Genomic DNA, 15960 nt, shown 5'->3' on the forward strand with positions numbered 1-15960 from the left:
TCAAGAATAGTTCTACATACCATATTAAATTTCAGAATCCAATGACTTAAATATATACCGCTCATCATATTCCATTTCAAATTCTTTCAACAAATCAAGATATTCTTCAATAAAAGTTCGCTTCTTATGGTGCTGTTCCTGATTCTCAATATAATTTATAATGGTTTTCAAATTTGACTTGCTATAAGAAAAAGCACCAAAACCTTCCTGCCATGTAAATTTCCCATCAACAAATCCTTTCTGATTGATCCATTTTGAACTACTACCTTTTACATCCTGCATCAAATCACTTAAGGACTGAGTAGGTCGCATTCCAAAAAGAATATGCAAATGATCCGGCATCCCATTAATTGCTAAAACTTTATGATTTTGATTTTGAATTATTCCAGTGATGTACTTATATAATTCCTCCTTCCATGTTTTCTGTATCACCCAATTTCTATTTTGGACAGCGAAAACAGTTTGAATGTGAATTTGAGTATAGGTGTTTGCCATATTTATTATAAATTTAAATGGATAAAACTACTTATTTTAAAAAATTCATGCTTAGCTATATATTTTTTACAGCCCCATTTTTAAAAAATAACCTCCGCCACCTGCTCCGCAAAGTTTGTATGCAGTGTGTTCAGTCAACCAATTTGATTTCAAATGTTCGGGGATAAATTCTGGCATGTGTTGAAGTTGAAATTGAGATATAGACTTCCAAAGTGGAAAAATCTTGTCCTGCTCTCCATTCAAAAAAGTAGTAATAATTTGTTGGTTGAATGAAAGAAAATCCGAATGGAAGGCATTTTTGAAATCGCGATTTTCCATCTTTTTTTTAAAAATTTTCACCCATAAGTGCGTATCCCTTTTTTGTCCACTATCTATTAAGGAGATTTTATAATATTTCGTTTTGAATGCAATTTCCGAAGAGATAAGAGACATTCCTTCATTGCTCAATAGAATTGGTTTTTGATGATAAATAATCAAAGGATCCAAACCAGAGCTATTGCCATGAAAATAGCCTTCCATCCCAGAGAATATCTCCCTTAACTTAGGATGTTGCTTGTGAAAAGCGTACCGATCCCAGATTGCCGCCACCACCGATCCACTGCTTCCCAAGCCCGAAGAAGCAGGAATGTTGGAATCAAGATAGACCCCCTCCGCCAGATCTTTGCCCAATAATTCCAGGTTCAATAATTTAGAAATTTCAAAATCCTCCTTCAGGAATTCTAAAAACAAACCAAGTTGTGGATCTGCAGTGTCCTTTTTTTCCCATTTGGCGCTAAAAAGAGAATATGGCAAACCCAAAGCGGTACCACCATATAAAACGGCATATTCTCCAATCAGAAGTACTTTGGCAGGATAAATACGTGGTTTCCAAATTTGATTTTCAATCAAAGGAAATATTTTCTGCAATGATAAGGAAATGATCAATGGTAAAACCAATTTGGGCAGGAAACAATACCGAATGGAGTGAACATTAGGTCTGTATGATAGGATTCTATCCTCAATTTTCAATTTATTTAGAGTTATCTAATTTATTTTTTAATGTTATTTAATATTTATTTTAAATTAATTCTTAAAACTTAACTTTGCAGGAAACAATCGATTTTGAAAACAAGCATAGATATACTCGTGCCTTCTATTGGAGAATCTGTCACTGAGGTGACCCTATCCAGGTGGCTTGTGCCCGATGGGGCCATTGTTCAAATTGATCAGCCATTGTGCGAATTTGAGTCCGACAAGGCCACTTTTGAATTGCCCGCCGAAAAAGCCGGGAAGCTCATCCACCAGGCCAAAGAAGGCGATGATCTCAAGGTGGGAACCCTGGTCGCTCAAATTGATCTCTCAGTTACTGAACAAAGTAATCCTGAAGCTCCGACAGTGGCAGCAAAATCTGAAAAAGAGAACAAAACAGTATTCGAATTACCGGCAGCACCTTCTGCAGCAAAAATGATGCGGGAAGAAGGTCTGAGCAAAGAGAACATTCAGGGCAGCGGAAAGGACGGCCGAATCACCAAGGGCGATGTATTGGAACATCTCCAATCCAAGACCCAAGCTCAGCCGGAAAGCTCTCCGGATTCTGGATCCGTCGTGGAAAACCCAGCGTTTCCACAGACTGCATTCAGCCGGGGACAAAGAAGAAGCAAGATGTCCAGAATGCGCAGAACCATTTCCAAAAGGCTGGTTGCCGTCAAAAACGAAACTGCCATGCTGACCACTTTCAACGAGGTGGACATGGGAGCTGTCATCGAGTGGAGAAGCAAATACAACGAAGCGTTCCAGACAAAATACGGTATCAAGCTCGGCTTTATGTCTTTTTTTGCCAAGGCTTCTGCCATCGCATTGATGGAGATGCCTGAGGTCAATGCCCATATTGACGGTGAGGATTTTGTTTTTCACGATTATGTGGATATATCGATGGCCATATCGACCGCCAACGGATTGGTGGTGCCGCCCATTCACAATGTAGAATCCTTATCTTTGGATGTATTTGAGACCAAGCTTAAAATATTGGCGGAAAAAGCAAGAAACGGAAAACTCAGTTTGGAAGAAATGTCAGGTGGCACTTTCACCATCACCAACGGCGGCGTCTTTGGATCTTTGATGAGCACTCCGATTATCAATGAGCCCCAGTCAGCCATTTTGGGATTGCACGCCATCAAAGAAAGGCCTGTTGCCTTAAATGGACAGGTCGTGATCAGACCAATGATGTATCTTGCCCTGTCTTATGATCACAGGGTCATTGATGGTAGTTCTTCTGTCAAATTTCTGGTGAGAATCAAAGAACTGATCGAAGATCCTGCCCGCTTATTTTTACAAATCTAGAATCTATGACCTTACAGGATTTTTTTGATCTGATCAGTGCCCATCCCCAATACAGCTTAATTTACTGTTTGACCATTCCGGCGATTGCATTGATCGTAGGTTGGGCCACTGAGCCCAATACCTGGAGAAGTCCCTGGAGATATCTTTATAGTTTTTTAATTTACGCCATTGCCATTCCGGGTATTTTTGCAGCGACATTGAATGTCTATTTTTTCTTTTGGGAAAGGCGGAGTCTTTTGGAAATGGATCTGATGGTTCAAATTTTGCCTTTCATTTCCATGCTGGTGACATTTTGGATCAGTGCAAGATTTATTTCATTTGTAGAAATTCCGGGTTTTGGAAAATTGACAGCCCTTGTCACCATCATTGTCGTGATGCTTTTGCTTATGTGGATACTGGACCGAACGCGTATTTTCGCTTTCACCGGTATGCCATTTACTTTTGTCATCCTTCTTTTGATAGGATTGGTCCTTGTCGCGGTGTACTCTTTAAAAAAAATGATACCTTGAATCCATCCATTTTTTTCTGCTCATAGCTTTTGTCATGATCATGGCTTGCTTCCGGCATTTACAAAAAATAATGTTCTGCCTGCTCTGCATTTTTGAGGTAGCTTTTATTCCATTGCATTCTGCTCCCATTAAGATACCGTTTCGCTATGTTCAATCTTTCATTTTAATTGAGGTAAAAATCAATTCTCTGGTGCCTGTGCAGTTGATTTTTGATACCGGTGCTGAACACCATATTTTGTTTGACAGAATACACACGGACCTGTTTGAAGATGTGTACACCCGCCAGGTCAAGGTGGTCGGGTCTGATTTCCAGCAGGAACTCAATGCTTTGATTACCCGCCCTCTTCAAAATCATATAACTGCATTTGGACCCCTGACTTTTCCGTGGGTGGTACTGGAAGATTCTAACCACGATTTGTCAGAGTGGGTGGGAGAAAATATTCATGGTATTTTGAGTGCATTTTGTTTTTCAGCCTACATCATCGAAATCGATTATCGCCGTCAGCAAATTATACTTCATGACAAACTGCCTGGCAAAGTCCACAAAAATTACTCCTTCTGCCAGTACTCCATCCAAAGAAATAAACCATATCTTCAATGTTGTGTACAAACGACGAAAACCTATCCCAGTCTGCCATTTGAATTATTGCTCGATACTGGAGCAGGGGTACCATTGTTGATTTATTCCAACAAAGCAGAAACAATAGCAATGCCACAACCTTTGATTCCTGGACATCTTGGATCCGGACTTGGCGGGCAAATCACGGGTCTCGTAGGCAGAATCGAACAAATGCAATTTTGTCTTCAGGACCAGATTTCCATTCCCACGTATTTTCATTTTGTAGATAGTCTGCAAATGAGCAGAGACCCCTCTTTGAAAAAAGGAATCATCGGCAATCAGATTCTGGAAATGTATTCCATCCTTTTGGATTATAACCAACAAATGCTCTATCTAAAACCAATTTCGAAAAAGAAAAACATCATCCAGTTTGATCGATCGGGCATACTAGCTGTTTCAGGTGGACCTCTTTTGAAAAACTATTACGTATCTCTAGTCATTCCGGGAAGTCCGGCCGAGGAAGCAGGAATAGAAGCCGGAGACGAGATTGTTTCTCTCAATGGAATTGGAAGAAATTTCCTGAGTCTTCATTACATCCAAAAAGTCTTGTCCTCTAAAAAAAATGATCGGGTCAAAATCAGGGTATTGAGAAATGGAGAAAAGCTGAAACGAAGTTTATCTCTAAGAGAACTTATATGATTGAATTCTTAGTTTTGAATTCTTAGTTTTGAGTTCTTAGTTTTGAGTTTTGAATTCTTAGTTTTGAATTCTTAGTTTTGTGTTTTGAGTGTAATAATTCAAAATTCATAATTCAACATTCATAATTCAAAATTCACAATTCATAATTCAAAATTCAAAATTCACAATTCATAATTCAAAATTCAAAATTCTACCTAGATTGGGAAGTTTTAACTATAGCTGTTAGAAGTTTAATAATTTCTTCAATATCTTTCAGGGGTCTATCCAAATTCAGCTCGACAAATTTACTCTGACTCAATAGTAAAAGCCAATATTTAGTTTCTCTTGCCTCTTTGGATGCTATACTGAATTTAGCTATAAAATCCTTTCTAGTTTGTCCTGCTAAACCTTCTTCAATATTTGCTCCGATGGATGTTCCAGAACGAAGAAGCTGCTTGGACAGAACAAATTCGTTTTGCTTTATCATTTTCTTATAAATCTCAATAATTAATAATGCAAATTCAAAGCTCTTTTTTCGGATTGCTGACTCATTCATAATTTTCCAACTAAAAATTTTAGGAAAGCAACAAAGCTTCACAAAAATTAATCAATTCAAAACTCAAAATTCATCCGCCAACTTCGTTGGGGACAAGTAATTCAAAATTCTTCCACCATCTTCATTTGAGACGAGTAATTCAAAACTCAAAATTCATCCACCAACTTTGTTGGGGACAAGTAAGTCAAAATTCTTCCACCATCTTCATTTGAGACGAGTAATTCAAAACTCAAAATTCATCATTCATCATTCAAAATTCATCATTCAAAATTCAAAATTCATCCACCAACTTCGTTGGGGACAAGTAATTCAAAATTCATCCACCATCTTCATTTGGGACACGAAATTCAAAACTCAAAATTCATCATTCATCCACCAACTTCGTTGGGGACAAGTAATTCAAAATTCATCATTCAACTATCCGCAAACTTCAAAATGCCTCTCGCCAGTTTATCCAATTCCGATTTCATGGTATACACATTGGGCGTAATTCTGACGCCATGGATGTTCTCCCAGTCGATGGAGACGGTGTGGATTTTGTATTCATTTTGTAAAAATTCGGAGAGCTGGCCCGGAGTTTTTCCCTCGATGGCTACATTGCAGATGGCACCGCTAAATTCCCTGGAAAGAGGAGATATAATTTTCACCTTGGGATGTGATTTGACCTGATTGACCCAATGCATTTTTAATTCATACAATCGATTGAATTTTCGTTCTGCTCCAATCATCCAATAAAAGTCGATGGCCTGAGCGATGGCATGTTCGATCGCCATGGCCCGGGTACCGAGGGACTCAAACTTTCGAATGTCTTCGCTCTCAGAATCAGCTGCAGCCAAAAGAGGATATAAATTTTTGATTTTCTCCTTCTTCACATAGAGAAGTCCCGTCCCTATGGGTGCGCTCATCCATTTGTGCAAACTGGTACCCCAGTAATCACATTTTAGATCGGGAATTTTGTAAGGAAAATGAACAAAGCTGTGTGCTGCATCGACCATCACCTCGATGCCTCTTTGATGGGCCGCATCCGCGATTTCAGTGGCTGGAAGCAATTGTCCGTTCCAATTGATGACATGGGTGACCAGAACAACTTTTGTTTTTGATGTAAAAGCATCCACGTATTTTTTAACCATGACCGATTTGTCTTCGATGGGAAAATCAAAATTGATCCATTTTAATACGATGCCATCTCTTTTCTCTCTTTGCTTCCAGGCGTTGATCATGTTGGGATAATCTTGCTTTGTGAGTACCACCTCATCGCCAGCCTTTAGTCTCAGGCCAAAAATAATAGTCTCCAATGCCTCAGAGGAATTCCTGTGAAAGGAAATTTCATCGGAAGAGCAACCGCATACCTCTGCCATTTTTTGTCGTAGTGGTTCGCGACCCTGATCCAGAATTCTCCACATGTAATAGGATGGAGCTTCATTGCACAAACGGCTATAATACTCTACGGCTTCCTGTACCACCCGCGGACTGGGAGCCACTCCTCCATTGTTGAGATTAATCATAGTGGGAGATGCCGAGTATGCCTGTCTGATCTGATGCCAAAAGTCCTCCCCTTCCAGGCCCTTCAATTCAGAAAGTCCTGTCAGGTTTTGGAGATAACTATCTTCAGAGGCCCTGAGCAACAGGCTCGGACTCATTATACCGGCTGTTGCCGATGCCAGGAATTTGAGAGAAGATCTTCGATTCATGCTTGACTTTGCTTGTTTAGACAAAGTTAGCACAAGTCTTTAAAGACCCGCAAAAAGAAATTACTTCGAAAATAATTGATTATCCCTCCAATTGTCCTTTGCATCTTTCTGACTTATTAGGTTTTGATGTTCCTTGAAGCAATTCTAAGATCCCCCAATCTGCTTTTTTGCTTCCAATCGTCAAACTTATCCTGTTCTTGGGATTTGGCATCATGGATGCATGGAGCAGCCCGAATCCCTTTTGATTTGAAACCTCTGCCCTATATTCCAATATTCATTCATCTCAAATGCGAGACAGAATAAATTTCCCCATGAGCGGTAAAACTTTCTATTATTGCATAGTTCAAACTGGAAATTCACATTCTTTGGATCATTGCTTGCTTATAAAAATCAACAATACAAGGATCAGGAAAACGGCCACCATAAATGCAGCATCAAACCAAATGTATGACCCACTTTTTCGTGAACCCGATTTGTTTGTACGTCCGATCATGTTGCAAATATGAGCACAGTTGGCATGGCATAGAAAATCTGCTTAGTGGTTGACCGAAAATCTGAGCGGTTGGCTGGCTTACTGATTGAGGCATAGCAATGATGGAATATTGAGGTGCAAGGCAGTAAAGAGATCATAGACCATCTGTCTAGGCAAGCTTGTTTTCCAGAAAAAGGAAACTGGCTTTCTCATCAGAAAAATTCTCCCTGATCGCCTGAATGACCTGTGCTTTGTCCAATGCACGGTATCTTTCAAATTCATGCATGACCAAATCAGGATCTCCCAGCCATTCTGAATAGGAATAATTGAGTGCCTGGTTGATGACTCCCTGCTGGGAAAAGTAATAGGCGCTTTCGTTTTTGTTGAGGTATTTCTCCCAGGTGTGGTCGCTGATGCCTTCCTCGACCAACTGGTCCAACAAGATCCTTATTTCCTGAAGTGCTGTTGCTCTGCTCACTCCTTCTGTCCGCTTTCCCTCCAAAATAATAAGACCGGGATCTGTCGTCGCTGTCAAATAACAATCGATGTTGGAAAACAACATTTTTTCTTTTTTCAATCGACTGTACAGCAAGGACGACCTTCCATCGCTAAGGATATCTGTCGCCATGTCCAGTGCATAAAATTCATTGGACATCCTTCCTGGAGAAGGCCATGCGATGTAAAGAGCGTCTTCCGGAAAAATGCCCAGGACTGTTTTTTCTTTTTTGTGCATGGGCACGGGTTCCTGAGGATAAATTTTATTGTTCTTTTGACCTTCGTGGATATTCCCAAAATATTTTTCAGCAAATCGCAGTAAATTTTTCTCTTCGAAATGCCCACTAACCACCAGAATGGCATTGGATGGGTGATAGTACTGGTGGTAAAACTCAGAAGCATCCTCGAATCTTAATCCGGCGATCTGTTCGATGCTTTTTCCAATGACCGGCCATTTATAAGGATGCTGTGTGTATGCCAAATCCATCAACCAGTGCGAAAATAGTCCATAAGGATTGTTGAGGTAATTTTCAGAAAACTCTTCAATAACCACTTTCTGCTGGGTGAGAAAATCTTTCTTACTCACTTTAAAACCCTCCATACGGATGGCTTCCATTTGTATAAGCAGTTCGAGACAAGCATCGGGTGCAATGTTGTAGTATTGAGTCGTATCGGGTGTTGTGAACGCATTGCTCTCCGCACCTGCCATCTGCAGGATGTTGTCAAAATCAATCCCTTTGCCACTGTTGGAAAACATGAGATGTTCAAATAAGTGTGCAATGCCTGTTTTATTGGGGTCTTCATCCCTGCTACCGACTTTGTACAATACGCAGACACCGATCAGTCGGGTATTTTGGTCCGGTACACCAATGACTGTCAAGCCATTGTTTAGTACAAACCGATGGTATGGTTTAGTGTTTGCCTTCTCCAAAGGATTATTTTATATCGATTTTGCCGACCATTTCTTCCGGTTTGACCCATTGATCAAATTCTTCAGCCGTCAGGTAACCCAGATCGACGGCCGTCTGTTTGAGTGTTTTGCCCAGTTTGTGGGCGGTTTGAGCGATTTCGGCTGCTTTGTAATAACCGATGTGATTATTAAGTGCGGTGACCAGCATCAGAGAATTTTCCAGATTGGATTTAATATTTTCTTCGATGGGTTTAATTCCGACGGCACATTTTTCATTGAATGATTGACACACTTCTCCGATGAGTCTTGCGCTGTGCAAAAAATTGTAGATCATCATGGGTTTAAATACATTGAGCTCAAAATGTCCTGAAGCGCCTCCGACGTTGATGGCTACGTCATTGCCCAAAACCTGAGCAGCCACCATGGTCATGGCTTCGCACTGTGTGGGGTTGACCTTGCCCGGCATGATGGACGATCCGGGCTCGTTGTCTGGGATAAAAATCTCTCCGATTCCGCATCGTGGTCCTGATGCAAGCAAGCGAATGTCATTGGCGATTTTCATCATGCTGCATGCGACCGTCTTAAGTGCGCCATGGGATTCCACGATGGCATCGTGGGCAGCGAGGGCTTCAAATTTATTTGGAGCTGTTACAAAAGGTAGATCGGTTAGTTTGGCGATTTCTGCAGCCACTTTTTCAGAATACCCTTCCGGAGTATTGATTCCTGTCCCAACCGCTGTTCCTCCCAATGCCAGTTCAGACAAATGGGAAAGGCTGTTTTCAATGGTTCGGATGCCGTGGTTTAGCTGTGCCACATAACCGGACAACTCTTGTCCAAGGGTCAATGGCGTCGCATCCATGAGATGGGTTCTGCCAATTTTGACGATGTGGCTGAATTCTTTGGCTTTGGAATGTAAGGTGTCTCTCAATGCCTTCAATCCCGGCAAGGTGCAATCAGACAGGATCTGATAGGCTGCGATGTGCATGGCCGTTGGGAAAGTATCGTTGGAGGATTGGCTTTTGTTGACATCGTCGTTGGGATGGACCGCCTTTTTTTCATCCATCAGCGAACCACCTTGAATCACATGCGCTCTATAGGCGATGACCTCGTTGACATTCATATTGGATTGGGTACCGGATCCAGTCTGCCACACGACGAGTGGAAACTGATCGTCGAGCTTTCCTTCCAGTATTTCATCACAAACCCTGCTAATTAGATCTTTCTTTTCAGCGCTTATGATTCCTTCTTCGTGGTTGACGACCACAGCCGCTTTCTTCAATATTGCAAAAGCCCTGATGATTTCGATGGGCATCTTATTAATCTCAGTGGCTATCTTAAAATTACCGATGGAACGTTGGGTTTGTGCTCCCCAATACACCTCTGCGGGCACTTCCACGATCCCCATGGTGTCTTTTTCTTGTCTAAAACTCATATTTCTGCCTTCATTGACCCGCAAAGTTAAGAATTTGGAGGAGAAGTCAATGAGTCGATGAGTTAATTAGTCAATGAGTCAATTTGAAAATACAGAGGTACGCCATTGGCATGATAAACTCCGCGACGGTACGCAGAAAGCATACTAAATTCTGCTTCGGCGTTATTGGTCAATTTGGAAATTATATGGAAAAATGGAGTTTATCATATTCTATAAATGGTATAATTTATAACAAATCTGTCAATGGAATTCATGAAATCACAACTTAAAATTCAACACTTAAAACTATCACCTCTACTGATACTTCCCTTTAAAATATCCATTAAAAAATCGCATGTTATCCAGATTTTTTGAATCCCATTTTGGTCTGTCATTGGCAAAAACGAAAGAACAAGCGAATCTACCCTCCATGATCTTCTGAACAGTATCAATAAATACTATTTCAATTTTATTGTCAGTGCGGCTAGTGTCGATGAGGTAAGAATCGATGACTGTATCATAATTCCAATTGTCAAATATAACACAAACATTATTGAAGTTAATAATTCTTGAACATTGCTCGACTATATTATAACATCCTACTTTTAAGGGAATTCCAACAAATAAAACTACATCTGCCAAAATGCTATCTTTGTCGAATGAAAGTAATTGTAAAGAAAAATCATTTTAATTAGACCGTCTAAAACTTCTGGGTACAAAATAATTAACTGAATTTACTTTAGTACAAAAAGAAACGCCCCATTCGTTTTGCCAATTAGGGTATAAATTTACCAATGAACTGTCATCGAATATAGATTCAAAAACCACACAACTATCTTTGGGTATTGGTGGATTGGGATCATCGGGACCGGAGTCACGGCAAGAGAAATTAAAAAAGTACATCAAAATTGTTATTATGAATATTTTAGTTTTCATGGTAGTACTTTAAGGTGGTGAACAATCCATTGCGGTTAATCATTCGATTAAATTACTAGATGTCTATGTTGGTTTCAAAAAATGTTCTATTGACCACAAACCCTATTTTAGTATTTAAATTAACCCTTTGTCCACTCTCAAATTATCAATTTCACCTATCCTTATACTTCCCCTTAAAATATCCATTAAAAAACCGCATGGTATCCAAATTTAAAGGATCTCTTTTTGGCCGGTCATTGGCAAATACAAAAGAACAAGCAAAACGTCCTTCTATTGTCTTATTTAATGTGTCTATTGATAATATTTCAATTTTATTATTTATCACATTGCTATCGAGTAAATATGAATCTATTAAAACATCCCTTTCATTACTATCAAAGGATACACATACATTTTCAAATTGCCCTTCACCATTTGCATAACAATTATTTTTAATTTCAAAACATCCGTGTTTTGAATGAGGAATGTAAAATATTATAAGATCAGTTAAACCTCCATCTTGATCATGGGAGAATAAATGAATCCGAATTCTTTCCTCATTTAAACTTACACCCAAATTAAAAAAACTAATCGAATTAACTTTGTTAGCATATCCAAAATCTGCAATGGTGTCCTTAACAGTGTACACCCTTACTTTAGAAATTGAATCCAGAATAGGTTCATAAACTATGCAACTGTCTTTGGGTATTGGTGGATTAGGATCATCTGGACCAGAGTCCGTGCAAGAGAAATTGTAAAAGTAAAGTATGGCTGATATAATCAAGATATTAGTTTTCATGAAAGTACTTTAAGGTAGTGAACAATCCATTTCGGTTAAGCAATTGAATAAAATATGACATGGTACCAATAAATGGGACACTGATCTAATTTAGTTAAAAAATAAAATTAGTACACATTTTACCCCTGCGACAAAGATAAGCATTGCTCCCAAAATGTCAAGAGCAAGTCGAGTTCCGCCGGAAGAATACAGAATAAAGAGGTCGGCGGAACTCTTGACATTTTGTCCGCAATAAGCTTGGTCCTCGTCTAAGGGTAAAAATGCAAAGTCATGTTTTGTTTCCATATTAGTTGCAATGAGTGAATTGATTTTTCGAATAATAAATATTTTCAAATTCTAAGGGTGTATAGTATTGAATGGATGAATGCCTTCTGATTGTGTTGTAATAGCCATCTATGTATTCAAACAGAGTGAATCTTAATTGATCCAAATCATCAAATACAGTACCTCTAATGCATTCGCATTTGAGCCTTGAGAAAAATGATTCGGCAATTGCGTTGTCATAAACTTCGTTTTTGCGAGTCATACTTTGTCTATTTCCTTTAATGGCATTTTTGAAATCTTTACTAGAGTACTGCGTTCCTCGGTCAGAATGGACAATCACACTTAATTTATTTTGGATGCATTTCAGTTTTGCTTTATTGAAGGCTGAAATAACCAGTTCGCTTCTCATATGAGTCTGAACATCCCAGCCCACTACTTTATGCAAATAAGTATCAATCCAAGTTGAAAGATAGGCCCATTGGCCATTCTTTAAAGGAATGTAGGTAATGTCACCAACCCATACTTCATTTGGTTTTTGCGCCTTTCCAAAATCAAGAAGTAAATTGGGTGCAGGAAATTTGGTCCCGGTGGAATCAGTTGTTTTTGGAACAAAACTCTTTGGCTGGATTGCTTTCAAATTTTGTTCCTTCATACATTTGCGAATCAAATGGCGGCTAACATTTTTTGAATATTTTACGGCTAATTCCATTTTAATTCTACGACTTCCATACCTATTCATATGAGAGTCAAATACGGATTTTATTCGGTCTCTTAATCCCAAATGTTTAGTGGGAGAATCCCTCCTGTGGATAAAATGATACAAAGTATTCCTTGGAATATTCATCATCTTGCAAAGCTTGTTAGTAGGATACACACCGCTTAGACTCTGGATAAATTCAGCTTTTGGTTTCATGTCTGCCGGCTGAAAATGTTCAAGGCTTTTTTTAAAATATCCCTTTCCATTTCAACATCCCTTAATTTCTTACGGAGCTGTTCAAGTTCAGTATAAGGATTATTTGTTCCTGGCTGGACGGAAGCATTCCTGGTAATCCTGATTTGACTACGCCAATTGTAAAGCATTTGCTTACTAACGCCAAGAGAATCAGCTAATTCGCTAGCGTTCCTCCCGGATTCGAGCAAATGAATGGCATTAAGCTTAAACTCGGTATCGTACCTCCTCCTCCGATTGTTTGTCTTTGATTGATCCATAACACAAATTTAAGTTAGATTTGTGTACCATTTTCTTGGACCACTTCAATATAAACCGTTTATGTCCAGATTTAAATTTATTGTGTTATCAATTATATAGCCGGATGATACTGTCCTACCAGACAAATCAAATAGTATAAATTGATCAAAAGGAAAATTTTCAACCTGGCTTATTGGATAAAATTGAGAATCGTCCGTATTGGTTAAAATCTGGATTCCTCCCGCCGTCAAAATAGCCCTAGTCCTATGATTAGGATTAATTGGGCTCCCTTGCTGGCATTGGCATTTGACCTTTCGAGTAAGCATACTGACCTCATTATCGTCAGATGTGACCTTCACTTTCACAAAGAAGGGTCTTGTTGTACTAATACTGCAAGAATTAATATAAATTGAACTAGTATTTCCTAGGTAAACTTCATCTGAAAAATCGCCTTTAAAACTACGGTTCCATTCGTAGGTATAAGGAGGCTGACCGGGAAAGCCACTATCCGGTTCTCGGATAATGGCTTCAATAGTTAGGTAAGGTGGTGTGCATTTTAATTGGCCGGAACTTCTAAAAGTAAGCTGGAAGTTTTTCTCAGACCTATGATTGGCTACAACACAACCTTGCTTTCTTATTTTTCCAGCATTATTGTTTACTTCGTCTCCGGTAGCATTTGTCAGATATTTGGCTTGAGGATCTGAATAATGTAATACCACAGGTACTGATCCCATAATAGTAAATTCAGTTCCTGTTACCTTATATGCAAATGAACAGTCCGTTGGAAAATAGGTAGGAAATGGTCTTTGATTTCTCTGATGGTGGGCTGAAAAAAGATGACCCATTTCATGAGCCAATGTGAAAGTTGGAGCGTCAATATAAGGCACTTCAACGATTGCATGGGCTTTATCGGAATCTACAACTTCATCGTAAGCACTGCCAAGTGCAAAATCATCGTATTCTACATTCGTTATTAGGATTACCAAATCAGCTTTGTGATTATTTCTTAGGGTCAATACGTTATTATCTGACCTTAAATTAAGTACATCTTGTCTTATTTTTCCTCCCGGATCATAATTTGTAAAATTATGGTAAACAATTACTCCCTCTACTAAATGAGGAATATAACTATTTTGGAAAGCGCGATTGATGTTGGTGAGCCAAATCTTGGACATAGCATCGATGGTTCCTCTGGTCCCTAGATAATCTTCAGCCTGAGGAGTGATTAAGATAAGTATTTTGATCACAGTGGCACAAGTTTCATCTCTGCACAAGGATGTATCTATCGGATCACTGGATTCTATTAAACTGTCCGTTGAAACTTCGCACAAGGTGGAATCATACCGGATATTGTCATATCTTAAACAAAGGTTGGTGTTTCTTAAAAAAGGAATATACTCCATATACTCACTTTCGTAATAGATCAAAGCAGTTTTCAAGGAGTCCTTGGAAACAAAACTAACCCAGCCTTCTACCCCCACCATCTGCCCTGTATAGCTGTAAGTTGAGTCATTGGTGTATTGATAATCAGTGGGCTCAATTAAAATGGAATCTACAAATCCATCTATATAAAGGTAAAAATGAGCAGAATCATCAAGATAATCTGGCAGGTTTTCTATTTTGGAAATACACCAAGATTGAATTGTTGTATCTTCTGTCCTTAACTCAAGCCAATCATACATTGCCTCGGTCATTTTGTTTGAATCGAGGACTGTTTCTTCAAACAATGGATCTGTCTGTGATTTTACAATCAGAGGTCCAAGCAGGAGGGAGAGAAGGAGAAGGAAAGAAGGAGAGATGAATTTCATGATGGGTTCTATATAGACCAAAAATACATGAATTATAAATACAAATATCTTCCAATTTTATAATTAACAAAATGTTAACAAAAGTGTTTCATAAACTTGGATTATTTTTTTAACATTGATTTTCAATTTCAATCATATCTTGAAAATTGTTCATAAAATAGAGAATGTCTAGACTAGAGAATTGAACAGTTATTAAATGTAATTAGAAAATTAAAGAATTTGTAAATTGCGAAATTCAAAACGTTGCGGTAAGACGGTTAGTAAAATCACATAGGCTTCATAGAATTTAGAAAATGTTACAACAGTGTCATTAATTTATAATATAATGAATTATATCATCAAAAAATCTATCATATATCTATTAAATTAGAAAAGTCTTTAAAAATAATATAAGGGTTTTCACTGAATTAATTTTCTAGGGGTTTTCACTGAATTTTTAAATTTTTATAAAATTTTTCAAATTATTTGGAACTTATTTAAACTTATGATTGTATTTTTGTCATCTATTTATTCTCTGGTTCTTTAACTTTGGGACACAGAAGTATCAGGAGAATCTCGGAAATCACCATGGACAAATCAAAAGCTGAAGCAATCAGCAAGAAATGTTTTTGGATAGAAAATAGAGGGAGGGAAATTAAAAAAATTAAGAGATTGCATCAGCTGTTTTAGGTTGGTAATTTATTTTTTTAATTTTCAAAATCAATAAAAATGAAAACTTTAGATTTCTCCTCAAGTCTGGGTAGCTATACCCCGCCAAAAAAAATTCTTCAACCCTCAACACTTAGCGCGCAGCGCTTCAAGATTCTTCCTCATCTTAGCCCATGTTATGGCTAGCGGGGTGTTTAATCAAACTTTTGCCAAAATTACACTACCTTTTTCTCCCTTAATTG

At 38.5% G+C, this 15960-nt stretch carries 14 protein-coding genes; 3 read left to right on the forward strand and 11 right to left on the reverse strand.

What is annotated here, in order from left to right:
- Window positions 1-24 precede the first annotated feature (24 nt).
- Complete coding sequence (gene tnpA / locus IPM48_02520; protein ID MBK9270445.1) at window positions 25-495, reverse strand: IS200/IS605 family transposase; 471 nt, start codon at window positions 493-495, stop codon at window positions 25-27.
- A 66-nt stretch (window positions 496-561) separates the two neighbouring features.
- On the reverse strand, window positions 562-1419 hold the full coding sequence (locus tag IPM48_02525; protein ID MBK9270446.1) for a hypothetical protein: 858 nt from the start codon (window positions 1417-1419) through the stop codon (window positions 562-564).
- 177 nt (window positions 1420-1596) lie between these two features.
- Here IPM48_02525 and odhB point away from each other — a divergent pair, with 177 nt between their 5' ends.
- The 3 genes from odhB to IPM48_02540 all read left to right on the forward strand — a co-directional run bounded on the left by odhB (window position 1597) and on the right by IPM48_02540 (window position 4581).
- On the forward strand, window positions 1597-2814 hold the full coding sequence (gene odhB / locus IPM48_02530; GenBank protein MBK9270447.1) for a 2-oxoglutarate dehydrogenase complex dihydrolipoyllysine-residue succinyltransferase: 1218 nt from the start codon (window positions 1597-1599) through the stop codon (window positions 2812-2814).
- 5 nt (window positions 2815-2819) lie between these two features.
- A complete protein-coding gene (locus IPM48_02535) occupies window positions 2820-3323 on the forward strand; it encodes a hypothetical protein (protein ID MBK9270448.1) in 504 nt (167 codons plus the stop codon).
- 196 nt (window positions 3324-3519) lie between these two features.
- Entirely contained in the window at window positions 3520-4581 is a 1062-nt protein-coding gene (locus tag IPM48_02540; protein MBK9270449.1) for a PDZ domain-containing protein, read from the forward strand.
- A 190-nt stretch (window positions 4582-4771) separates the two neighbouring features.
- On the opposite strand, the gene IPM48_02545 is transcribed toward IPM48_02540, so the two are convergent.
- From IPM48_02545 to IPM48_02585, 9 genes are all read right to left on the reverse strand, one after another.
- The gene (locus IPM48_02545) at window positions 4772-5116 is read right to left on the reverse strand and encodes a four helix bundle protein (protein MBK9270450.1); all 345 of its coding nucleotides are present in this window, start codon (window positions 5114-5116) and stop codon (window positions 4772-4774) included.
- Between the two features lie 413 nt (window positions 5117-5529).
- A complete protein-coding gene (locus IPM48_02550; GenBank protein MBK9270451.1) occupies window positions 5530-6807 on the reverse strand; it encodes an aminotransferase class V-fold PLP-dependent enzyme in 1278 nt (425 codons plus the stop codon).
- Window positions 6808-7448: 641 nt separating this feature from the next.
- On the reverse strand, window positions 7449-8705 hold the full coding sequence (locus IPM48_02555; protein MBK9270452.1) for an insulinase family protein: 1257 nt from the start codon (window positions 8703-8705) through the stop codon (window positions 7449-7451).
- Window positions 8706-8709: 4 nt separating this feature from the next.
- Window positions 8710-10116, reverse strand: a complete 1407-nt coding sequence (gene fumC, locus IPM48_02560; GenBank protein MBK9270453.1) for a class II fumarate hydratase — start codon at window positions 10114-10116, stop codon at window positions 8710-8712.
- A 294-nt stretch (window positions 10117-10410) separates the two neighbouring features.
- A complete protein-coding gene (locus IPM48_02565) occupies window positions 10411-10737 on the reverse strand; it encodes a hypothetical protein (GenBank protein MBK9270454.1) in 327 nt (108 codons plus the stop codon).
- Window positions 10738-11182: 445 nt separating this feature from the next.
- On the reverse strand, window positions 11183-11809 hold the full coding sequence (locus IPM48_02570) for a hypothetical protein (GenBank protein ID MBK9270455.1): 627 nt from the start codon (window positions 11807-11809) through the stop codon (window positions 11183-11185).
- 286 nt (window positions 11810-12095) lie between these two features.
- Entirely contained in the window at window positions 12096-12986 is an 891-nt protein-coding gene (locus IPM48_02575) for an IS3 family transposase (GenBank protein MBK9270456.1), read from the reverse strand.
- Window positions 12983-13282 (reverse strand): transposase, encoded by a 300-nt coding sequence (locus IPM48_02580; protein MBK9270457.1) that lies wholly within the window; start codon window positions 13280-13282, stop codon window positions 12983-12985. Before IPM48_02580 ends, IPM48_02575 begins: the two co-directional genes overlap by 4 nt.
- 45 nt (window positions 13283-13327) lie before the next feature.
- A complete protein-coding gene (locus IPM48_02585) occupies window positions 13328-15070 on the reverse strand; it encodes a hypothetical protein (GenBank protein MBK9270458.1) in 1743 nt (580 codons plus the stop codon).
- Window positions 15071-15960: the final 890 nt, after the last annotated feature.

It is taken from the genome of Saprospiraceae bacterium (assembly GCA_016715965.1).
Lineage (GTDB): Bacteria > Bacteroidota > Bacteroidia > Chitinophagales > Saprospiraceae > Vicinibacter.